A 23903-nucleotide genomic window follows, 5' to 3' on the forward strand; every position below is an offset into this window, starting at 1 on the left:
CTTGCAGTCTTCACTCCAAGCGGTTGTTTTCATTCACTATCTAGTTCGGTAATTAGAATGGCTTTTAGTTCTAACTGTTCTTGTTCCGATAAAGCTTTTCCTTGATCATTACTGACCACAAAGAAATCCTCTACCCTTTCACCAATAGTCGTAATTTTCGCATTAATTAAATTTAATCGGAGCCGGTTAAAAATATAGCCTATTTGTGCCAACAACCCTTCTCTATCCAAGGTAAAAAGTTCAAATTCGGTTTGTTGCTTTGATGACGGAGGAAGAAAACGCAGCCGAGTTTTACGCTTAAATGACAAATGTTTCACCGGTTTTTTGGTAAATTTTATGCCTGTTTCAGTTAAGCTTAACATTTTCATCATCGCCTGCTGAATTTGCATACATCTCTCATCGATTAAATCATCACCATCACGCTCGCTCACAATAAAGCTGTCTAATACTACGCCATTTTCAGTAGTAATAATTTGTGCATCGTGAATGCTAATGCGTTTTTGGCTGAGTAATTGGGCGATTCGAGCAAACAGTTGAGGTTGATCTTGGCAACATACAAAAATTTCTGTACCACCACGGGCATATTCATTACTGATTAAAACCATCGGCAACCGGCGAGTTTTTACATAATGCAGAGCGTGCCATACCAACTGAGTCGGTGTATGGTGAAGAAAATAACGCTCCGGGCAAGGTTGCCAAAATGCGTTTAATGCTACTCGCTCATCAGCTGAAAGCACGAACTTCATCAGTTCTAATGCTTGCAAGCGATGCTCTTGTGCCACTGCTTGATAATTCAAATTTTGAGCCAGTTGCTGTAGCGTAAATTGATATAATTGGGTAAACAGCGAGGCTTTCCAATCATTCCAGAGGCTCTCACTGGTTGCACAAATATCTGCAACCGTTAAACAAAGTAGTGAAGATAAAGCGGTCTGATTTTGCACTTTTTTTGCAAATTCGCTGATGATTTGCGGATCGTGGATATCTCGTCTTTGTGCGGTGATCGACATTGTCAAATGCTCTGCCACCAGCCAAACCATATCATTGATTTGTGCTTGAGAAAAACCGTGTAGTTCCGCAAATTCTCGCATATCCACCGCACCAACTTGAGCGTGTTCGCCCTCTCTACCCTTGCCAATATCGTGGAAAAGAGCCGCAAGATAGAGCAACGGTTTCTCAGAAAGCGTTGCAAATAGCTGATGACATAGTGGGAAAAACGCCCGACTTGGATCTTCGCTAAAATTTTCTAAATTTAACATGACTCTGACCGTATGCTCATCGACTGTATAAATATGGAATAGGTCGAATTGCATTAGTCCTTCGATCCCCTTCCATTGCGGTAGATAAGCACTCAAAAAACCCAGTTGGTGCATTGGAAGTATTGCTCGGCTTATGACTTTCGGTTGAGCAAAAAGCTGTACAAATTTCGCTCGCATTTCAGGCAAAAAGCACATAGGCTCGTGTTGTTGCTGTAAACACAGTCTCAACTGACGTAAGGTGTCGGCATTCGCTATCAACGTAGGATCGTTTGTAAGATGAAAAAAGAGATCCAACATTGTTGTGGGTTGGGTTTTAAATATTTTACGTTCGACCACAAATAATTGCTGTTCTTGCCGATAAAAATACTGATCAAGCGGTTGTTTTTGTGCATTTTTTTGCAACTCGTTTACATAGGCTTGTTCAAAACTGTTTAACAATAATTGGCTCAGTTGCGAAATGGATTTTGTGGCTTGAAAATAATCTCGCATCATTAATTCCACCGCTTGATTTGCTTCGCCTTGGTAGCCTAATATTTCACTCAGTTGTAATTGTCTGTCAAACCGAAGGCGATTATCGTAACGTTTCAGTTGCAAATGAAGTGCAAAACGCATCCGAAAAAGTACCGCTTGTGCTGCGATCAGCTCCTTATATTCTTCCGGGTAAAGTAGCCCTTTATTGAGGAGATCGACAAAAGAAGATACACCATAATGCCGTAGCATAATCCAAGAGATTAAATGCAGATCTCGCAATCCTCCCGGGCTATGCTTGAGATCTGGCTCAAGGTTATAGCTAGTATTATGATAACGTGCATAACGCTCATTTTTTTCAGCCATTTTCGCTCTAAAAAACGCTTTAATATCCCAGAAATCCGGCTGATAAAGTGCTTCTTTTAATCTTAGCCAAAGCGATTTATTACCTAATAAAAATCGCCCTTCCAACATATTAGTGGCAACCGAAATTTCTGCTTTCCCAATCTGAATACATTCTTCGAGCGTACGCACACTGGTGCCAAGTTGCAGTTTACTGTCCCAAAGCAAGGCAAATAGTTCGTTTAAACGCTGCTGAATAGCCTCTTCTAGCGGTTTTTCGGTTAACACTAAGATATCCAGATCCGAAAGCGGAAACATCTCCTCACGCCCATACCCCCCTACCGCTAATAGGGTAATATGTTCATATTGGGTCAGTTCAAAATCTTGCCAAAGTGCTTGCAATAGTTGGTCATAAAATTGGCTACGTTGTGCAAGTAAGCTGAGTACATTTTCGGATTGAAATGCTTGCCGCTGTTGCTCCGTAAATGCTGATAAAAGCGTTTTTAATTCGTTGCTGTTTTTCATCATAATCTCTTCCTAAACTGGCAAAATAATAGGTCATTTATTTTCGTTTGCCTATATTTATTTTGGCTAAAATGCTTATAATGCCTTTATGTTTTTCATCTAAAAGGATAGTTTATGACACTTGCTGTTGCCGCTATTATCGGCGGCTTAATGATATTAGTTTGGAGTGCGGATCGTTTTGTGGAAGGGGCAGCATCTACGGCTCGCCATTTTGGTATGACACCCTTGTTAATCGGTATTGTGGTCATTGGTTTTGGTACATCTGCACCGGAGATGATCGTATCTGCCTCTTCTGCATTAAGCGGATCGCCGGGTATCGCTCTCGGTAATGCCTACGGTTCTAACATTACCAATATTGCGCTGATTTTAGGTTTAACCGCAATAATTAAACCGCTATCAGTTAATTCTGATGTGTTAAAAAAAGAATTACCGATTTTAATGGCTGTCACCCTGCTTTCTGCTTATTTGGTTTATGATGCAAACGTCACTCAACTTGATGCGATTATTTTACTTGCTGTGTTTTTTGTATATATGGCGTGGACAATTATTACCGCAATGAAAAGTAAAAATGATGCATTAAGCTTAGATGTTGATGCAGAATTAACCAATAGTGCTGAGATGGGATTAGGAAAATCCATTCTTTGGCTAATTATTGGTTTAGTATTGCTAGTAATTAGTTCCCAATTCTTAGTCTGGGGAGCAGTTGAAGTGGCTAAATTTTTTGGCGTCAGTGATTTGGTAATAGGGCTTACTATTGTAGCGGTAGGCACCTCACTACCTGAATTAGCCTCTTCTATTGCAGCTGCTCGTAAAGGAGAAGTGGATTTAGCTTTAGGTAACATTATCGGTTCTAACTTATTTAATACGTTAGCCGTGGTGGGAATTGCCGGTGCTATAGAACCAATGCAAGTTTCAACGGAAGTGTTTTCTCGCGATGTCTTGATAATGTCGGCTCTCACCTTCTTATTATTCATTTTCGGGATCAACCTCTATCGTCGGACAGAAGGTGGCAGAATTAATCGGTTAGAGGGCTTATTACTCTTTGCCGCTTATGTAGGCTATAATTTCTATTTGTTTAAAACTGCGGTCTAGTGCCAAATTCAAAGAGCCACAAACGTGGCTCTTTAATTTATATGCTTAAGCTTGAATTAAGCATTACGTTGTTCAAATGCCTTCATAAATTCAATGAGTGCTTTTACCCCATCAATCGGCATTGCGTTATAAATTGAGGCACGCATTCCACCTAATACTTTATGGCCTTTCAAGGCCTGTAAACCACAAGCGGTCGCTTCTGCCACAAATTTTGCATTTAGCTCGTCATTACCCGTGGTAAAGGTTACATTCATTAAGGAACGGTTTTCATGTGCTACCGTATTGTAATAGAATGTTGAACTATCCAAATACTCATAAAGCAACGTAGCTTTAGCAAGATTACGTTCTTCAGTAGCTTTCAAACCACCCTCTGCCAGTAAATGTTGGAACACTAAAGAACATAAATACCAAGCGAAAGTTGGCGGGGTATTAATCATCGAATCAGCATCTCGCTGAGTTGCATAATTCCAAATAGATGGGGTATCTTTGCGTGCATTGCCAATTAAATCATCACGAATAATCACAATCGTAATGCCAGCAGGCCCTAGATTTTTTTGCGCTCCGGCATAAATCACGCCAAATTTACTGATATCAATCCCACGGGCTAAGATATTAGACGACATATCTGCCACTAACGGGGTGTTTCCGACATTTGGAATATCGAAAATTTCTACCCCACTGATGGTTTCATTGGTGCAATAATGGACATAATCATATTGCTCTGCAATATCGCTGAAATCTAAACGACTCACTTTAAGTTGCGGTTCAGTCTCTAAAATATTGATTTCATCAATTTCCGCAAAGTTACGTGCCTCTTTTGCTGCTGTTGCCGACCAATGCCCTGAATTAAGGTAAAGCGCTTTGCCTTTTTTACCGATTAAATTCATTGGAATGGCTGCAAATTGCCCCCTTGCACCACCTTGAAGAAATAGAATACGATAATTGTCCGGCACATTATACAGCTTGCGTAAATCTGCCTCCGATTGTGCCGCCAGCTCCATAAATAGCTTTCCACGGTGGCTCACTTCCATCACCGATGTGCCTTGGTCTAGCCAATTTAATAATTCCTGTTGTGCTTTTTCGAGTACTTTCTTCGGCATCATTGCCGGGCCTGCACTGAAGTTATATACGTCTGTCATTTTTCACCTCATATAGTCATAATATTGATGGTATTCTATCTGAAAAAAAGCGTAATGGTAGAATAAAAACAGAAAAAATTATTTTGGCAAACTTGCATAAGATGCTATTTTTAAAAGCATAATATTCTTTCTTAAGATCGCTCAAATAAGATAATAAGCAATAATAAAAAAACAAGCATAAATTTCTTCCATTTTTTGCAAAAAAATTATTAAAACAAACCGCTTGCCCTAAAAACATAATTTAATTTCGTGATCTTTACTAATACATCAAGTAAAATACGCCAGACTTTACAGTAAGAAGTCATTATAAACATTATCACTATGGAGATATTTTATGGCATTGAATAACATTTTAGGTTTATTCGCCCAGTCCCCACTTAAGCCATTACAAAAACATTCAAATAAAGTGACAGAATGTAGTGAGTTATTAGAACCTTTTTTTGAGGCAACTTTTGAACATGATTGGGAAAAAGCAGCCGAAGTGCGCGGTAAAATTGTTGATTTAGAACGCCGCGCGGATGCCCTTAAACGTGAAATCCGCTTAAAACTTCCGCGTGGACTATTTATGCCTGTGGAAAGAAGTGATTTATTAGAATTAGTTACACAATTAGATAAATTAGCAAACTATTCAAGAGATATTTCCGGTCGCATTATTGGGCGTAAATTAATTATTCCTGCCGAAATGCAGCCACTTTTCCAAAAATTCCTTTCTCGTAGTATTGATGCCAGCCGTCAAGTACGCAAAGTTTTAGATGAAATGGATCAGTTATTAGAAACTGGTTTTAGAGGGCGAGAGCTTGATTTCGTCAATAAAATGATTATGGAACTCGACCAAATCGAAGATGATACGGATCAATATCAAATTACCCTACGTCATACGTTGCTTGAGTTAGAAAAAACACTCAATCCTATTGATGTGATGTTTTTATACAAATGTATCGAACGTATCAGTATTTTAGCCGACCAAGCCCAACGAATTGGTTCTCGTATTGAGCTGATGCTGGCAAAATCCTAGGAGATCATCAATGGAATTTCTCAACCAATATGGCACAATCTTGGTGATTGTGACGGCTGTTTTAGGTTTTTTGATGGCATTCGGGATTGGGGCAAACGATGTATCTAACGCAATGGGAACATCAGTCGGCTCCGGTACTATTACGATTAAACAAGCCATTTTAATTGCAATGGTGTTTGAAGTAGCGGGAGCTTACCTTGCCGGTGGTGAAGTAGCAGATACCATTAAAAGCGGTATTATTGAGCCAGCCCAGTTTACACACCGTCCGGATACTTTAGTGCTGGGTATGATGTCTTCACTTTGTGCTTCAGGCGTGTGGTTAATTGTGGCAACCAAAATGGGTTGGCCGGTTTCAGGCACGCATACTATTATCGGTGCGGTTATCGGTTTTGCCCTTGTTACTGTCGGTGCTGATGCTATTCAATGGGATGCTTTAGGCGGTATTGTTGGCAGCTGGTTTATTACGCCGTTAATTGCCGGTATTGTAGCGTATTTAATTTTTATTAACTCACAAAAATTAATTTTCAACCGCTCAAATCCGTTTAAACAAGCGAAAAAATATGGCCCGATGTATATGGGCATTACTATTTTTATTCTAGTGATTGTAACGGTATCAAAGGGTTTAAAACACGTTGGATTACATTTAAATACGGTGGAAACCTTAGGTATTTCACTCGCTCTTGCCTTAGTTGCGGTGGTAATCGGCTTTTTCTACTTCCGTAGTAAAAGTTTTGCGATGAAAGCGCGTGCTGAAGGTAGAGGCTTTGCCGGTGTAGAGAAAATTTTTAGTATTTTAATGCTATTAACTGCTTGTGCTATGGCATTTGCTCACGGTTCAAATGATGTAGCTAATGCCATCGGGCCTTTAGCTGCGGTTGAATCTATTGTGCGTAGCGGTGGTCTAATTGAAGGAAAAACCGCTATTGCCCCTTGGATTCTACCACTCGGTGCAGTAGGTATGATGGTTGGCTTAGCCGTTATGGGCAAAGCTGTAATGGCAACCGTAGGTTCAGGGATTACCGAACTCACCCCAAGCCGTGGCTTTGCTGCTCAATTTGCCTGTGCAGTCACCGTTGTAATTGCTTCTGGAACAGGACTTCCAATTTCAACCACCCAAACCCTAGTGGGTGCGGTGTTAGGGGTTGGATTCGCACGCGGTATTGCTGCTTTAAATTTAGGGGTGATTCGCAATATCGTCATTTCGTGGGTGATTACCCTTCCTGCCGGAGCGGTGCTTTCTATCATCATTTACTATATTTTAAGTGCTATTTTCTATTAATTAATATAAGAATGCAGCTCGCTGCATTCTTACTAGCTTTGAGGAATCAATATGAAGAAATTATCATCAGCTCTACTCTCTTGTCTTTTACTCGGTCTATCTAGCCCAGCCTTTGCGGCAGATACATACATTACTGAAAATCTGAGTACATTTATGCGTAAAGGTGCTGGTGATCAATTCCGTATTTCAGGTGCAATCCAAGCAGGCGAAAAAGTCACGGTTTTAGACCGCAAAGAGCGTTATAGCCTGATTCGAGACAGCCGTAACCGTGAAGGTTGGGTGCTGAATTCTGAATTAAGCGAGACCGCCAGCCCGAAAGACCTCATTCCTCAATTAAAACAACAGGTGCAAGATTTAACCAATCGCCTGAGCAAAATTGACACCGACTGGCAACAACGTACCGCAGAAATGCAACGTAGAACCCAAGATTCGGTGCAAAAAAGCAGTGATTTAGTAGAAGAAAACGCACAACTCAAACGTGAACTGGAAATTCTGAAAAACAAAAATCGTGATTTAGAAACAATGCACGATTCCGAGAAACGTGAAATCGTGATTCAGTGGTTTATTTATGGTGGTGCCGTATTGGGAGCAGGGTTATTACTCGGCTTAATTATCCCATTACTGATTCCTCGCCGCAGACGTAACAATAGCGGTTGGGCATAATAAAGTGTAGAAAGTAAAAAGGATTCAGTTTTCTGAATCCTTTTTTGCTTTTATCTAACCGATAATTTTTCCAATTCACTAAAGTAAGTTGGGAACGTTTTTGCCGTACAGTTTGGATCTAGAATGGTTACTTCCGTATTGGATAACGCAATCAACGAAAAACACATTGCCATACGGTGATCATTGTAGGTCTCAATTTCAGCGTGTTGAAATTGTTCTAACGCAAGCGGTTGAATCCGAATAAAATCTTCCCCTTCTTCAATTACCGCCCCGATTTTACTCAATTCGGTTGCCATTGCGTTCAAACGGTCGGTTTCTTTTACCCGCCAGTTATAAATATTGCGGATAACGGTTTCCCCTTCAGCAAATAAAGCGGTTGTTGCAATCGTCATTGCGGCATCAGGAATATGGTTCATATCCATATCTACGCCTTTTAACGGAGCTTGCTCGGCTTGAATGAAATCCTCTCCCCAAGTGATTTTTGCCCCCATTTTTTCCAACACATCAGCAAACAAGCGGTCGCCTTGGATCGATTTTTTACCAATCCCTGTTACTTTCACATTGCCCTTAATCGCTCCGGCGGCTAAGAAATAAGAGGCAGAAGAGGCATCACCTTCCACCAAATAATTACCTTGTGGGGCAACATAGCCTTGTTTACCTTTAACTAAAAAGGTTTTGTAATCACGATTTTCAACCATAATACCAAAATCTTTCATCATCGAAAGGGTAATATCGATATAAGGTTTTGATACCAGATCACCAATAATCTCAATTTCCATATCGCTTTCCGCTAGTGGAGCAGACATCAGTAATGCGGTTAGAAATTGGCTTGAAATTGAGCCATCAATTTGTACTTTTCCACCCTGCAAACCGCTATTAGTAATTACCAACGGCGGATAACCTTCATTTTCTAAGTATTGCACCTCAGCACCGACTTGGCGTAAAGCATCGACTAAGTGTTTAATCGGGCGTTCTTTCATTCTTGGCTCACCGGTAAGAATGACTTGAGCCTTTTCCTCACCTTTTAAACACAATGCTGCTGCAAGCGGCCGCATTGCCGTGCCTGCATTACCGAGAAACAATGATAATCCGTTTTGAACCTTAAAAGCTCCGCCAATCCCTTCAACTACGCAGACGGTTTTATCCTCCGATAGCTCATATTTCACGCCTAACGCTTTTAGAGCATTAAGCATATGGCGAATATCATCACTATCTAATAAATTGGTCACACGGGTCGTACCGGTGGCTAAGGCGGCTAATAATAAGGCTCGGTTAGACAGGCTTTTGGAGCCGGGTAAATTGATCTCCCCTTCTACACGGGAAATCGGAGTTAAAGTTAGTTTTTCCATTTTCTCTTTAAATTTGTAAAATTTTCATAAAAGGTAACCGCTTGTTAAGCTAACACTTTCAATAAGGCAGTAAAAAATCTCTCGTTTTCTTGCGGTAAACCGATACTAATGCGTAAATGATTCGGCATTCCATAACCTGCTATCGGGCGAACAATCACGCCTTCACGCAATAGTGCCTCATAAATCGCAGCAGCAGGACGTTTGAAATCGATAGTAATGAAATTACCTTTAGACGGAATATATTCCAAGCCGTTTGCTTGGCAGAAAGCCTCATAACGAGCCATTTCCAAGCGGTTATTTTCTGCCACTTTTTTGACAAATTCATCATCATTCATCACCGCAATCGCTGAAGCTAAAGCAAGGCTGTTGCAATTAAATGGCTGGCGAACACGGTTTAATAAATCTGCAATTTCAGGGTTTGACACCGCATAGCCAATCCGAAGCCCTGCTAAACCATAAGCCTTAGAGAGCGAACGTGACACAATTAAATTCGGGTATTTTGCCAATAAGCCAAACGAATCCACCCGCTCTTGAGGCGCAGTAAACTCAGTATAGGCTTCGTCCAGTACCACGATCACATTCGCCGGCACCTTGGCTAAAAAGCCCTCAATTTCCGCTTGGGTTAAAAAATTACCGGTCGGATTATTCGGGTTGGCAATAAAAATTAATTTAGTTTTGTCGGTGATTGCAGCTAAAAAGGCATCTAAATCGTGTCCCCAATTTTTAGCCGGAATTTCACGGGCAACGGCATTAATCGCTTTCGTCACCAACGGATACACAATAAACGCATACTGAGAATAGATAATTTCATCTTGCTCACCAGCGAAGGTGTGGGCAAACAGTTCCAATAAATCATTTGAGCCATTGCCTAAGGTGATTTGATTAGCTTGTACGCCAAATTTTTGGGCAATCGTGGTTTTTAATTCAAAACCGTTTGAATCCGGATAACGGGTTAAATCGTCAAGCTGGTTCAGAATCGCCTTTTTTGCACTTTCAGGAAAACCAAACGGGTTTTCATTCGAAGCTAGTTTAATGATATTTTGAATCCCTAATTCACGCTCTAACTCCTCAATCGGCTTTCCGGCTTGGTAAGGCGAAAGCGATTTCACGCCCTCATTTGCGATGTTGATAAATTGCATAATAACCTCTGTTGTTCTTATTAAAATATCAAGTGATTTTAGTGGAGAAAGTCCCTTTTTGCCAGTAAAAATTTTGTTACAAATGGCAAGAAATAAGTACAATCTAATCCTTTTGTCATTTGCAAAAAATCGGCAGAAAACAACCGCTTGTACACAAAAAAACCGAGAACAAAATTGTTCTCGGTTTCAGTCTTATGATTAGTTTCCTGCTTGTGTATCTGCAAGGGAATCACCAATATTATTATCCTTAGTCGGCTTATCATCTAAGGTCGTCGATGTAGTATCTGCCGACTGCTCTCCACTTGGTGGGGTCGCATTGTCATCTTTAGTCGGGGTATCGCTCCAACCTGATGGTTCACCCACCGGACGGCGTGCCATTAAATCATCAATTTGCTTGCTGTCTAAGGTTTCGTATTTCAATAAGGCATCTTTCATTGCGTGTAAGATGTCCATATTTTCTTCTAGCGTTTGCTTCGCTCGTTGATAGTTGCGGTCAATGATCTTACGCATTTCCACATCAATCAATTTTTGCGACTCTTCAGATACACCTTTAATCGCCCCCATTCCATCTTCATTTTGATAGAAAATCGGCCCTAATTCTTTCGAGAAACCCCATTGAGTAACCATTGCTCGTGCAATTTGGGTTGCTCGGTGAATATCGGACGAAGCCCCTGTGGTAATTTTATCTTCACCAAAAATCAAGCCTTCGGCAATCCGCCCTGCAAATAGGGTGGAAAGTTGGCTTTCTAATTTAGTAAAGGTTTCACTCACACGGTCTCCTTCCGGTAAGAATTGAGCAAAACCTAATGCCTGACCACGAGGCACAATCGTCACTTTATTTAGCGGATCGTGTTCCGGCATTAAATAACCAACAATCACGTGTCCAGCTTCGTGGTAAGCGGTGTTGATGATCTCTTTTTCCGTCATTGTATTTGAACGGCGTTCAGGCCCCATATTGATCTTGTCACGGGCTTCTTCGAAATCTTCCATCGTTACCACACGTTTATTTTTACGGGCAGCAAATAAGGCAGCTTCGTTCACTAAGTTTGCCAATTGAGCACCAGAGTAACCCGGCGTACCACGGGCAATTTGCATTGGATCAACGCCTTCTGCAAGCGGTACTTTTTTCAGGTGAACTTTCAAAATCTGCTCACGCCCTTTCACGTTCGGTAAATCGACTGTTACTTGGCGGTCGAAACGACCTGGACGAGTTAAGGCATCATCTAACACATCGGCACGGTTGGTTGCTGCAATAATAATCACACCTTCAGAACCTTCAAAACCGTCCATCTCAACTAGCATTTGGTTGAGGGTCTGTTCACGCTCATCGTGTCCGCCGCTAAAACCTGCACCGCCACGTTTACGTCCCACTGCATCAATTTCATCAATAAAAATAATACAAGGGGCATTTTTCTTGGCTTGGTCGAATAAATCACGCACGCGTGACGCACCAACACCGACGAACATTTCCACGAAGTCCGAACCTGCCATTGTAAAGAACGGCACTCTCGCTTCACCGGCAATGGCTTTCGCTAATAAGGTTTTACCTGTACCCGGAGGACCTACCATCAAGATCCCTTTCGGAATACGTCCGCCCAGTTTTTGGAATTTGCTTGGGTCACGCAAAAACTCAACCACTTCGCCCACTTCTTCTTTTGCCTCATCACAGCCGGCAACATCAGAGAATCGGGTTTTGACTTCATCGGCAGTGAGCATTTTGGCTTTGCTTTTGCCAAAGCCCATTGCACCGCGTCCGCCACCGCCTTGCATTTGTCGCATATAGAACACATAAAAGCCAATTAACAGCAACATCGGGAACCAAGAAATCAGAATTTGCGAGAGTAAGCCACGGCGTTCCGCAGGCTGACCGGTAATTACCGCATTGGTTTTAGCTAAATCTGCCATTAAGTATTCATCATACATTGGCATTACGGTTTGGTAGGTTGCACCGTCATTTTTGGTAACCAAAATAGTGTCGTCATTCTGTTTGAAATCGACCCCTTTTAAGCGATTTTCTTTAATATCGCTTAAAAAAGTCGAATATGGCACTGTGTTTGAGCTTCCGCTGAAATTAGCGTTAAAGCCTTCATAGGCCGTCATCATCACAATGGCAACCACTACCCAAAGTAAAATATTTTTAACCATATCGTTCAAGGTTAATCCCCTATCTGCTGAATAAAAAACTGTTCAAGATTACTATAAAAGCGGTCGAATTTTCCAATTTTTTTGCAAAATGTTAATAAAAAATGACCGCCTGCTTGTTTTCTAGCCTTTATAACCTGTCGCTACAATATAAACTTCTCGAGACCGATCTCGAGACGCCTCCGGTTTTCTGACTTTTACCACACTAAAGAGCGAGCGGATTTCTCGAAGGTATTCATCAAATCCTTCGCCTTGGAATACCTTAACCACAAAACTGCCTTTGGTTGCTAATACTTGGCGACACATATCCAATGCCAATTCCACTAAATACATTGCACGAGGAATATCAACCGACGGCATACCGCTGAAATTGGGAGCCATATCCGACATCACCACATCCACTTTGTCTTCGCCTACTCGCTCAAGTAACGCATTCAGCACCGATTTTTCACGGAAGTCGCCTTGTAAGAAATCCACGCCTACAATCGGGTTCATATCTAAAATATCACAAGCGATTACTCTGCCCTTACTGCCGATTTGCGTCACCACATATTGTGACCAACCGCCCGGTGCGGCACCGAGATCCACCACCGTCATTCCCGGTTTGAATAAACGGTCGGTTTGTTGAATTTCATCTAACTTAAAATACGCCCGTGAACGCAATTTTTGTTTATGTGCTTTTTGCACAAATTGATCTTTAAAATGTTCTGCAAGCCAACGTGATGAACTCGCACTTCGTTTTCTACCCATTTGTTCTTCTATCTTAATTAATTCAACGATTTATAATAAGGGTTAAATTAGCAAATTCAAGAGATGTTCTAAAATTTAGCTCGGCTTATTATGCTTAATTAATTTAATATTTTAGCAAAGATATACACTATTGTAGAGAGATAGCACAAATAAGTGCTACCTATTTATACCAGTTTTCCACAAGATAAGAATCGACATAATAGAAAAAGGTAACAAACAGACAAATTTCTTTTGCTTGTCGATGAAATCCACTTATAAAAAGGTTAAAATATTACAAAAATATCACTTATAGCAATTTACACGTTACTATAAGCCTTCATCTATTTAGTCAAATAAGGATTCTATATGACTCAACTGAGCGTTGTTATTTTAGCTGCCGGTAAAGGCACTCGTATGTATTCAGATTTACCCAAAGTGTTACACCCAGTTGCCGGTAAACCCATGGTAAAACACGTTATTGATACTGCCAAACAGCTAGATGCCCAGCAAATTCATTTAATTTACGGACACGGTGCAGACTTATTAAAAGCACGTTTAAGCGAAGAGCCGGTAAACTGGGTGTTCCAAGCCGAGCAATTAGGCACAGGTCACGCAATGCAACAAGCTGCTCCTTTTTTCGCTGATGATGAAAACATTGTAATGCTTTATGGTGATGCACCTTTAATCACAAAAGCTACCTTAGAACGTTTAATCGCAGCTAAACCGGAAAATGGTATTGCGTTATTAACCGTTGAATTGGAAAACCCGACCGGCTACGGACGAATTATTCGTGAAAACGGCTCTGTAGTGGCAATTGTGGAGCAAAAAGATGCTAATGAAGCACAACTCAAGGTTAAAGAAGTAAATACCGGCGTGATGGTCGCAAGCGGAGCAAGTTTCAAAAAATGGCTGAAAAACCTAAATAACAACAATGCTCAAGGCGAATATTACATCACTGATGTAATCGCAATGGCAAACCAAGAAGGTTTTAAAGTACAGGCGGTTCAAGCTACCGAATTTATGGAAGTGGAAGGAGCAAACAACCGTTTGCAACTTGCCGCACTTGAACGTTTCTACCAAAAACGTGAGGCTGAAAAACTGTTATTGGCAGGCGTGACTATTATCGACCCAAGCCGTTTTGATCTTCGTGGCACGGTCACCCACGGAAAAGATGTTCATATTGATGTGAATGTCATTCTAGAAGGTGACATCAAACTCGGTAACAATGTCAAAATTGGTGCAGGTTGCGTACTGAAAAACTGCGAAATTGGCGATAATGTTGAAATTAAACCATATTCTGTGCTTGAAGATTCGATTGTCGGGGCAAAATCCGCTATCGGTCCATTCTCTCGCTTACGCCCTGGGGCTGAATTAGCGGAAGAAACCCATATCGGTAACTTTGTGGAAATCAAAAAAGCGGCCATCGGCAAAGGTTCAAAAATAAATCATCTCACTTATGTCGGTGATGCAGAAATCGGCAAAGAGTGTAACATCGGTGCAGGTGTCATAACTTGTAACTATGATGGTGCGAATAAATTCAAAACCATTATCGGCGATAATGTATTTGTCGGCTCAGACAGCCAACTCATTGCCCCGGTTACTATTGCCAGTGGCTCAACCATTGGTGCCGGAGCAACCGTTACCAAAGACGTTGCAGAAAATGAACTGGTGATTAGCCGTGTGCCACAACGCCACATTCAAGGCTGGCAACGCCCGACTAAAAAGAAATAATGCCTGTGGTCAAAAGTTATTATATTTAAAAATTGGCTTTGCCAATAACAGCAAAGCCATACACTTTAAAAAGGATAATGAACAATATATTTAAAACAAAACCCCTAACAATAAATATTGTTAGGGGTTTATCAATTTAGGAAATCAATTGATTACCAGTATACACGCATACCAACACCGATAGCTTTGTTAGTTGATTTGCCTGTGTATTCATAACCATTAGTTACTTTATTGTAACCCTTAGTACGAGTATAAGAACCCTCAACAAAAGCAACTACTTGTTTATGGAATTGGTAGTCAACACCTAGTAAGAAGCCATGAGTTTTTTCTTTACTTACGTTTTTCACTTTTTCACGCTCATATAGGTAGTTACCATATACTTTAGATGCTGGTACTACTTGGTATTCAAAGTTTGGAGATACATAGAAAGCATTTCCTTTCTCATTTTCTACTTTTTCATGACGATAGCCAGAGTCAACACTTAATTTTAAGTCACCAAATTTATAACCAACAGAACCTAATACACCATCTTTACGGTGCTTAGTGCTATCAGTAGCTGTTTTGTAGTTTGTATGACCATAAGCTGCACGTAAATCCCAGTTATCTACAGTATATAATGCACCAATGCCGTATGCATTTTGAAGTGAATTTACTAATACTTCACCAGCTGCATCACGATCTTGTGCAAAGTTATAGTTTGCACTTACATGTAAGTTTTCAACACCACGGTAGTCATAACGAATAACTTGGTTACCATCGGTTTGAATATAATCACCTTTTGGATTAATACCGTAGTTGTAATCTACTGATTGACTTAAATCATCAGCAATCGTTAATTGACGACCAAAAGTTAATTCACCATATTGCTTACTACCTAAACCAACATAAGCACGTTTAGTATATAAATCACCAAAACCATCATCACTGGTATTTTTGTTAAAACGGAACTCAACACGACCTAATGCATAGAAATCTTGAGCTAAATCATGTTTTACTCTCACACCAAAACGTGAACCAGCATTACGGATTCCTGTGTGTGCATCTTTTTTAGTTTTAACAACATTATGATTGTCTAGCTCTTTAGAATTAGTTCTATCAAGAACAATACGTAAAGAACCATCAAAATCTACCTTTGAACCTTCTGCATCGTAAACGGTGGTTGCTGATGCTGACGCTGCGAACGCGGTTACTGCTAATGCAACTAATGTTTTTTTCATAATTTTCACCTTAGATTTTATATGTTATATGATAAGTAATTACCCTCATTAAGGTGTAAGAGTAATTATCCAAGATACAATGTATTAGCAAATACGCCTAACATTGTTTTCGCAAGAATAATTGCAAAAAGAAAACTCAATGTCAATAGTTCAAACTCCAAAACAAAGACACCATTTTTTCTTTTAAAATCAATAGATTACATTCATAGCATTTCATTTGGAGAAATTTTGCTCATTTTTAGCAGAAAAAATGAAGTACATAACACATTGATAAATAAGCGTTTTTTATATTTAATTTGATATAGTTCAAACTTATCAGAAAGTTCATTTATTTTGTGACATAGTTCACATTTTTGATATTTAATTTCTTTTTTGCCTGTTTTTCACACACAAATTGTAAGAAATTAGTAAAAATCAACCACTTGTACGCAAGGTGTTTTGCTTTAAAATAGAAGTTATATGAAATAAAATTCACTTAAATTTTCTTTATTGATAACATCAACCATGCAAAAAAAACTTTTTATCGCCCAAATAAAACAAAACCTCTCTGAATTAAGCGTATTTTCAACGGATAATATTTTTCTGAATTCACCCTATTTCTCACAGCAAACCGGTTTGGTGAGTGTGTTCATTGCTGAAATTGAAAAAACAGTTGAGCTATTACTGAACCAAACTGAGGTGCTATACAGTGAATTTTACGCTGAAAAATTGGTTAAACAATTTGATGCATTAAAGAATGCCGTAGAAAAAATCCAAAGTAAGCCAGAATCAGCTCAATTCCATTCTTCCTATCAATTTTCTCCAAATATTCATCGTTTAGCGCCCAACAAACGCTTACAAGAATACCGTAAAGCGTTACGTGCATTAAATGAGAAAATTAGCTGGCTAGTTGAACAAAATTTAAACACGCAAAATGAAGCAACTAAACAAACCCTGCAAAATCAAATTACAGAGACAGAATATCGCAAAATGAAATGTTTAAAAGCAATTGAAGATTTAGAACAAGAGTTGCTATTTAAATAGTTATGGAGGCGTGTCCCGGAGTCGAACCGAGCTACATGGATTTGCAATCCAGTGCATAACCGCTTTGCTAACACGCCATAAGATTTGAAAATTGGAGCGGGAAACGAGGCTCGAACTCGCGACCCCGACCTTGGCAAGGTCGTGCTCTACCAACTGAGCTATTCCCGCATCTGAATTCTCACAACATTGCGCTGTGGAACGAGGTGCATTTTACGGATTTATCATTTTATGTCAATGCTAAATTTAACATTCTAGATTCAAATGCTGAAAAAAAACTCACTATTCAATAGTTTAGTTTTAAAAATAATCAAGCGGTTGATTTTTACAAAAATTTCGCAAAACTCAACCGCTTGTTTTTTTAGATATTAAATAATCTGATTAACGTTTTTTCGCTTTCGCATTTGGTAAGTCTGTAATCGAACCTTCAAATACTTCTGCTGCTAATCCCACCGATTCGTGTAATGTTGGGTGGGCGTGAATAGTTAATGCGATATCTTCAGCATCGCAACCCATTTCGATTGCAAGTCCGATTTCGCCTAATAATTCGCCACCATTGCTACCAACAATCGCACCACCTAATACACGGTGAGTGTCTTTGTCGAAGATTAACTTGGTCATACCTTCTGAACATTCAGAGGCAATCGCACGACCTGAAGCAGCCCAAGGGAATTTCGCTACTTCGTAGTTCAAGCCTTCTTGCTTACATTCTTTCTCGGTTTTACCAACCCAAGCTACTTCCGGCTCGGTATAAGCAATTGATGGAATGACTTTCGGGTCAAAGTAATGTTTCATTCCTGCAATCACTTCTGCTGCTACGTGTCCCTCGTGTACACCTTTGTGAGCTAACATCGGCTGGCCGACAATATCACCAATAGCAAAGATGTGCGGCACATTGGTACGCATTTGTTTATCTACACGAATAAAGCCACGCTCATCTACTTCCACTCCAGCTTTACCGGCATCAATTAATTTACCGTTTGGCACACGTCCGATAGCGACTAATACCGCATCATAACGTTTAGTATCGTTGCAAGCCTTACCTTCCATTGATACATAGATACCGTCATCTTTAGCTTCTACTGCGGTTACTTTGGTTTCAAGCATTAGCTTGAATTTTTTCTCGATTTGTTTGGTGTAAATCGCTACAACATCTTTATCTGCAGCAGGAATCACTTGGTCGAACATTTCAACCACTTCCACTTCTGAACCAAGCGCGTTATATACAGTTCCCATTTCTAAACCAATGATACCACCACCCATAATAAGGAGTTTTTTCGGTACTTCTTTTAACTTAAGCGCATCGGTTGAATCCCAAACACGTGGATCTTCGTGTGGAATAAATGGCAGTTGAATCGGGCGAGAGCCTGCTGCGATAATCGCATTATCAAACGTGATAGTTGTCGGATTACCGTCACGATCACGAGCGACTAACGTATTCGGACCGGTAAATGCGGCTAAGCCTTCTACCACTGTCACTTTACGTGCTTTAGCCATTCCTGCCAAGCCACCGGTTAATTTTGAAACAACGGCTTCTTTACCAGCACGCACCTGATCTAAATCAATGGTTGGCTCACCAAAAGTCACACCGTTGTGTACTGCATTTTTAGCTTCTTCAATTACTTTTGCAACGTGTAATAGTGCTTTAGAAGGGATACAACCCACGTTTAAGCACACACCACCTAAGGTTGAATAACGTTCAACAATTACTGTTTCTAAGCCTAAGTCGGCACAACGGAATGCTGCTGAGTAACCTGCTGGACCTGCACCAAGCACAACAACTTGGGTTTTAATTTCTTTGCTCATGGTTTTTCCTCTTTTTATTCCCCTCTTTAGCAAAGAGGGGGTAGGGGAGATTTGGCAGAATATAAAGCGAAGTGAGAGAGCAATCAGTCAAACACAAATTTCTACCAAATAATTTATTTTCTTCGTAAATTACGTCTATCAAATCTCCCCCTACCCCTCTTTTCTAAAGAGGGGCTTTTTAGGAGGAGCTTTACCGAATTACATCACTAAACGACGAATATCTGCCAACACGCTATTAATGTAGCTTAAGAATCTCGCACCATCTGCACCATCGATTACACGGTGGTCGAATGATAATGACAATGGAAGCATTAAGCGAGGTTCAAACTCTTTGCCGTTCCAAATCGGCTGCATTTCAGATTTAGACACACCTAAAATTGCTACTTCAGGAGCATTTACAATCGGTGTAAAGTGAGTTGTACCAATACCGCCTAAACTTGAAATAGTGAAACAACCGCCTTGCATATCTGAAGCCGTTAATTTACCTTCACGGGCTTTTTTCGAAACTTCCATTAATTCACGAGAAAGCTCGATAATGCCTTTTTTGTTCACATTTTTAAATACCGGAACAACTAAGCCGTTTGGTGTATCAACCGCAACGCCGATGTTGATGTATTTTTTCAATGTTAAACGTTGTGCATCTTCAGAAATTGAGCTATTGAAACGTGGGAACGCTTCTAATGCACTTGCTACTGCTTTCATAATGAACACTACAGGTGTGATCTTCACATCTAATTTACGTTTTTCCGCTTCTTTATTTTGCTCTTTACGGAAGTTTTCTAACTCGGTAATGTCGGTACGGTCGAAGTGTGTAACGTGCGGAATCATTACCCAGTTACGGTGTAAGTTTGCACCCGAAATCTTATTGATACGGCTTAATTCAACTTCTTCTACTTCACCGAATTTGCTGAAGTCCACTTTCGGCCATGGTAATAAGCCTAAGCCGGCACCATTTGCCGCACCGGTCGCAGCAGCGGCTGTACCACCTTGTTTTTCAAATACTTGAACCGCAGTTTTTACATAGGCTTGAATATCTTCTTTTACGATACGACCTTTACGACCTGTACCTTTCACTTTGTCTAAGTTTACACCAAACTCACGAGCTAAACGGCGGATAACCGGTGTTGCATGTGCATAGCCGGCTGAAGCCACCACTTGCTCTTGGCTTAAACCTGATTGGTTTTGGCCTGCTGGTGCTACATCAGCTTTCGCCGGAGCAGCTGCTTGTGGAGCAGGAGCTGAAGCCGCTTGAGCAGCTACAGGAGCCGGTGCCGCACCCGCTACTTCAAATTTCATAATTAATGAACCGGTTAAAACTTTATCACCTGATTTCACTAAAATTTCTTTCACCACACCGGCAAATGGAGCCGGAACTTCCATTGAAGCTTTATCACCTTCAACCGTGATTAAAGATTGTTCTTCTGAAACAGAATCACCCACTTTAACCATAATTTCAGTTACGTTTACTTCATCGCCGCCGATATCAGGTACATTTACATCTTTAATCGCTGATGCCGAAGCTTGAGCTGGAGCAGCTTCCGCAACCGGTGCAGATTGTGCTGTAGCCGCTGAAGCAGTTTCAAATTTCATAATCAATTTACCGGTTGAAACTTTGTCACCCACATTGATTAAGATTTCTTTTACTACGCCGGCAACCGGTGCAGGTACTTCCATTGACGCTTTATCGCCTTCAACATTGATGATAGATTGATCCACTTCAACACTATCGCCTACCTTAACCATAATTTCGGTTACGTTAACTTCATCGCTACCAATATCAGGTACATTTACTTCAACAACGGCTGAAGTTGTTGCTACTGGAGCAGCAGGAGCTGCTTCTGCTTTTGGTGCTTCTTGAGCAGGAGCAGCATCTGCTGACTCTAAAATTAACATTGGTGAACCGGTTGAAACTTTATCACCCACTTTCACTAAAACTTCTTTTACCACACCTGCTTCAGGAGCCGGCACTTCCATAGAGGCTTTATCGCCTTCTACATTAATAATTGATTGATCTACTGAAATAGTATCACCAACTTTTACCATCACTTCAGTCACGCTGACTTCATCAGAACCGATGTCCGGTACATTAATTTGTTTTGACATTTTGAAATCCTTCTTGAGTTACCCCCTCTCCCATTGTGGGAGGGACAGATTTTTCTTTGTAAGAAGAAAAATCAGGGAGAGGGGAATGCAAGCGGTTGATTTTCTCAACATTTTTGCAAATAAAACTAATACCCTCTCTGCTAAAAGTTTCTAAACGAAACCTTTAGCTGTCTCTCTCCCATCAAGGGAGAGAGTATTAGAAATTACGCATATAATGGGTTAATACGATCTACATTTAAGCCGAATTTAGTAATAGCTTCCGCAACCACTTTGTTTTCAACTGTACCTTCTTTCGCTAATTGAGCGAGGGCTGCAACTACTACATAACGCTCATCAACTTCGAAGTGTTCACGTAAGTTTGCACGGCTGTCTGAACGACCGAAACCGTCTGTACCTAACACGTGATAGTGTTTGCTTGGTACATAAGCACGGATTTGCTCTGCGTACATTTTCATGTAGTCGGTTGAAGCAACAGTTGGTAAATCTTTTAACACTTGAGCAACGTACGGTACACGTGGTGTTTCAGTTGGGTGTAATAAGTTCCAACGAGCCACATCTGCTCCATCACGACCTAATTCATTGAATGATGGTGCGGAGAATACATCTGCTGTAATGCCGTAGTCATTCGCTAGAATTTGTGCTGCTGCACGTACATGACGCATAATTGCACCTGAGCTTAATAATTGTACGTGGCCTTTACCTTTACCCTCAACGGTTTCAAATTTATATAAACCTTTACGGATACCTTCTTCCGCACCTGCTGGCATTGCCGGCTGTTCGGTAATTTCATTTAAGGTAGTAATGTAGTAGAAGATATCTTCTTGGTTTTCACCATACATACGACGAATACCGTCTTGAACAATTACCGCAACCTCAAAGGCAAATGCAGGGTCATAAGTGACGCAGTTCGGGATTACACCTGCTTGAATATGGCTATGACCATCTTCGTGTTGTAAACCTTCGCCGTTTAATGTTGTACGACCTGAAGTACCACCGATCATAAAGCCACGGGCTAATTGGTCACCGGCTAACCACATCATATCGCCTACACGTTGGAAACCAAACATTGAGTAATAGATGAAGAATGGGATCATCGGTAAGTTGCTGACAGAATAAGAAGTTGCAGCAGCAACCCAAGATGCTGTTGCACCTAACTCATTGATACCTTCTTGTAATACTTGACCATCTTTTGCTTCACGGTAGTAAGCCACTAAATCACGGTCTGACGGCACATAGTTTTGACCGTGTGGGTTGTAAATACCGATTTGACGGAATAAGCCTTCCATACCGAAAGTACGGGCTTCGTCTGCAATAATAGGCACGATTTGCTGACCGATATTTTTATCTTTCAATAAAGTATTCAACACGCGAGAGAACGCCATTGTGGTTGAAATACCACGTGGTTGCTCATCCAATAATGCTTGGAATTCGCTTAATTCAGGCACTTTGAAATCAACCGTAAATTTCGGTTTACGTACAGGCACATAACCGTTTAAGGCTTTACGTTGTCCGTGTAAGTAGTTGTACTCTTCAGAGCCTTCCGGGAATTGTACATATTCTAAGCTTTCTACTTGCTCATCGGTTAATGGTAGCTCGAAGTAGTCACGGAAGCCTTTTAAGCTATCTAATGACATTTTTTTCGATTGGTGAGCAGTATTTTTACTTTCCGCTTCAGGAATACGGTAGCCTTTCACTTGGTGAGCTAAAATGACAACCGGTTTGTCCGATTTTTGTGCTTTTGCATAAGCAGCATAAAGTTTTTCAGAATCGTGCGCACCACGGCGTAATGCCCAAATTTCATCGTCTGTCATATCGGCAACTAATGCTGCAGTTTCAGGGTAACGACCGAAGAAGTGTTCACGTACGTAAGCACCATTTTTGGATTTGAAGGTTAAATAGTCACCATCAAGTACTTCCATCATTAACTGTTTAAGTTTACCTGAGGTATCTTTTTCAAGCAGTTTATCCCAACCGCTGCCCCATAACACTTTAATCACTTCCCAGCCACAACCGGTAAAGAGAGCTTCTAATTCTTGTACGATTTTACCGTTACCGTTAACCGGACCGTCTAAACGTTGTAAGTTACAGCTAATAGTAAAGATTAAGTTATTTAATTTTTCACGACCGGCGAATGATAATGCACCTTTAGATTCGATTTCATCCATTTCGCCATCGCCTAAGAATGCATATACTTTTTGAGCCGAAGTATCTTTTAGGCCACGGTTTTCTAAATATTTTAAGAAACGAGCTTGGTAAATAGCATTTACCGGTCCTAAACCCATAGATACGGTAGAGAATTGCCAAAATTCAGGCATTAATTTAGGGTGTGGGTAAGAAGATAAACCGTCTGTAAATGCTTCTTGACGGAAGTTATCCATTTGTTCTGCAGTAATACGACCTTCTAAGAACGCACGACCATACATACCCGGTGCTGCGTGACCTTGGAAGAAGACTAAATCACCGCCATTTTTTTCGGTTGGTGCTTTGAAAAAATGGTTAAAACACACTTCATACATCGTTGCCGCAGATTGGAAAGTTGAAATATGACCACCTAAGTCAAGATCTTTCTTCTGGCTACGAAGTACTGCCGCAATCGCATTCCAACGTACCGCAGAACGAATACGACGTTCGATTTTATGATCACCCGGATAAGCTGGCTGCTCGGAAACAGGGATAGTATTGACATAATCTGTTGTTACGCCTGTTGGTAATGCCACGCCACCTGCACGAGCTTGGCTAATAACTTGTTCAATGATAAATTGAGCGCGCTCTAAACCTTCTTCACGAATTAATGAATCGAGTGATGCTAACCAATCCTGAGTTTCGATTGGATCTACGTCATTTCTTAAGTTCTCTGACATAGTATTCTTCCTTATAAATTAACGATT

The 23903-nt window shown here is 40.6% G+C and carries 16 protein-coding genes and 2 tRNA genes; 6 read left to right on the forward strand and 12 right to left on the reverse strand.

Annotated elements, in window-relative coordinates:
- Positions 1 to 29: 29 nt before the first annotated feature.
- Positions 30 to 2594 carry a bifunctional uridylyltransferase/uridylyl-removing protein GlnD gene (gene glnD, locus EL242_RS07455; protein ID WP_126302131.1) on the reverse strand — a complete coding sequence of 855 codons (2565 nt, stop codon included), beginning with the start codon at positions 2592 to 2594 and terminating at the stop codon, positions 30 to 32.
- A gap of 111 nt (positions 2595 to 2705) precedes the next feature.
- Here glnD and EL242_RS07460 point away from each other — a divergent pair, with 111 nt between their 5' ends.
- Positions 2706 to 3683 carry a calcium/sodium antiporter gene (locus EL242_RS07460; RefSeq protein WP_126302132.1) on the forward strand — a complete coding sequence of 326 codons (978 nt, stop codon included), beginning with the start codon at positions 2706 to 2708 and terminating at the stop codon, positions 3681 to 3683.
- 56 nt (positions 3684 to 3739) lie between these two features.
- Here the strand turns inward: EL242_RS07460 and serC are convergent, their stop codons facing one another.
- On the reverse strand, positions 3740 to 4822 hold the full coding sequence (serC, locus tag EL242_RS07465) for a 3-phosphoserine/phosphohydroxythreonine transaminase (protein ID WP_126302133.1): 1083 nt from the start codon (positions 4820 to 4822) through the stop codon (positions 3740 to 3742).
- A 334-nt stretch (positions 4823 to 5156) separates the two neighbouring features.
- Between serC and EL242_RS07470 the strand changes: the two genes are divergently transcribed.
- The 3 genes from EL242_RS07470 to EL242_RS07480 are packed head-to-tail and all read left to right on the forward strand — an operon-like array spanning position 5157 to position 7779.
- Positions 5157 to 5837 carry a TIGR00153 family protein gene (locus tag EL242_RS07470; protein WP_126302134.1) on the forward strand — a complete coding sequence of 227 codons (681 nt, stop codon included), beginning with the start codon at positions 5157 to 5159 and terminating at the stop codon, positions 5835 to 5837.
- A 10-nt stretch (positions 5838 to 5847) separates the two neighbouring features.
- On the forward strand, positions 5848 to 7116 hold the full coding sequence (locus EL242_RS07475; RefSeq protein ID WP_126302135.1) for an inorganic phosphate transporter: 1269 nt from the start codon (positions 5848 to 5850) through the stop codon (positions 7114 to 7116).
- A gap of 51 nt (positions 7117 to 7167) precedes the next feature.
- A complete protein-coding gene (locus EL242_RS07480; protein ID WP_126302136.1) occupies positions 7168 to 7779 on the forward strand; it encodes a TIGR04211 family SH3 domain-containing protein in 612 nt (203 codons plus the stop codon).
- A gap of 50 nt (positions 7780 to 7829) precedes the next feature.
- Here the strand turns inward: EL242_RS07480 and aroA are convergent, their stop codons facing one another.
- From aroA to rlmE, 4 genes are all read right to left on the reverse strand, one after another.
- Positions 7830 to 9128 (reverse strand): 3-phosphoshikimate 1-carboxyvinyltransferase, encoded by a 1299-nt coding sequence (aroA, locus tag EL242_RS07485; RefSeq protein ID WP_126302137.1) that lies wholly within the window; start codon positions 9126 to 9128, stop codon positions 7830 to 7832.
- Positions 9129 to 9172: 44 nt separating this feature from the next.
- The gene (hisC, locus tag EL242_RS07490; RefSeq protein ID WP_126302138.1) at positions 9173 to 10267 is read right to left on the reverse strand and encodes a histidinol-phosphate transaminase; all 1095 of its coding nucleotides are present in this window, start codon (positions 10265 to 10267) and stop codon (positions 9173 to 9175) included.
- Positions 10268 to 10465: 198 nt separating this feature from the next.
- Complete coding sequence (gene ftsH, locus EL242_RS07495) at positions 10466 to 12412, reverse strand: ATP-dependent zinc metalloprotease FtsH (protein ID WP_126302139.1); 1947 nt, start codon at positions 12410 to 12412, stop codon at positions 10466 to 10468.
- Between the two features lie 120 nt (positions 12413 to 12532).
- Positions 12533 to 13159: a 23S rRNA (uridine(2552)-2'-O)-methyltransferase RlmE gene (gene rlmE, locus EL242_RS07500; protein ID WP_126302140.1), complete on the reverse strand. Its 627-nt coding sequence runs from the start codon at positions 13157 to 13159 to the stop codon at positions 12533 to 12535.
- Between the two features lie 345 nt (positions 13160 to 13504).
- Between rlmE and glmU the strand changes: the two genes are divergently transcribed.
- Positions 13505 to 14869 (forward strand): bifunctional UDP-N-acetylglucosamine diphosphorylase/glucosamine-1-phosphate N-acetyltransferase GlmU, encoded by a 1365-nt coding sequence (glmU, locus tag EL242_RS07505; protein WP_126302141.1) that lies wholly within the window; start codon positions 13505 to 13507, stop codon positions 14867 to 14869.
- 152 nt (positions 14870 to 15021) lie between these two features.
- Here the strand turns inward: glmU and EL242_RS07510 are convergent, their stop codons facing one another.
- Positions 15022 to 16086: a porin gene (locus EL242_RS07510; RefSeq protein WP_126302142.1), complete on the reverse strand. Its 1065-nt coding sequence runs from the start codon at positions 16084 to 16086 to the stop codon at positions 15022 to 15024.
- Between the two features lie 504 nt (positions 16087 to 16590).
- On the opposite strand from EL242_RS07510, the gene priC reads away from it, so the two are divergent.
- Complete coding sequence (gene priC, locus EL242_RS07515; protein ID WP_126302143.1) at positions 16591 to 17109, forward strand: primosomal replication protein PriC; 519 nt, start codon at positions 16591 to 16593, stop codon at positions 17107 to 17109.
- 3 nt (positions 17110 to 17112) lie between these two features.
- Here priC and EL242_RS07520 read toward each other — a convergent pair.
- From EL242_RS07520 to aceE, 5 genes are all read right to left on the reverse strand, one after another.
- Positions 17113 to 17186: transfer RNA gene (locus EL242_RS07520), tRNA-Cys, on the reverse strand.
- Positions 17187 to 17201: 15 nt separating this feature from the next.
- Positions 17202 to 17277 (reverse strand) — tRNA-Gly (locus tag EL242_RS07525).
- Positions 17278 to 17487: 210 nt separating this feature from the next.
- Positions 17488 to 18912 carry a dihydrolipoyl dehydrogenase gene (gene lpdA, locus EL242_RS07530; protein WP_040080875.1) on the reverse strand — a complete coding sequence of 475 codons (1425 nt, stop codon included), beginning with the start codon at positions 18910 to 18912 and terminating at the stop codon, positions 17488 to 17490.
- Positions 18913 to 19110: 198 nt separating this feature from the next.
- Complete coding sequence (aceF, locus tag EL242_RS07535; RefSeq protein ID WP_126302144.1) at positions 19111 to 21015, reverse strand: pyruvate dehydrogenase complex dihydrolipoyllysine-residue acetyltransferase; 1905 nt, start codon at positions 21013 to 21015, stop codon at positions 19111 to 19113.
- Positions 21016 to 21218: 203 nt separating this feature from the next.
- Positions 21219 to 23876, reverse strand: coding sequence for a pyruvate dehydrogenase (acetyl-transferring), homodimeric type (aceE, locus tag EL242_RS07540; protein WP_126302145.1), 2658 nt, complete (start codon positions 23874 to 23876; stop codon positions 21219 to 21221).
- Positions 23877 to 23903: the final 27 nt, after the last annotated feature.

The organism is Mannheimia haemolytica, from assembly GCA_900638155.1.
Classification (GTDB): Bacteria; Pseudomonadota; Gammaproteobacteria; order Enterobacterales; family Pasteurellaceae; genus Mannheimia; species Mannheimia glucosida.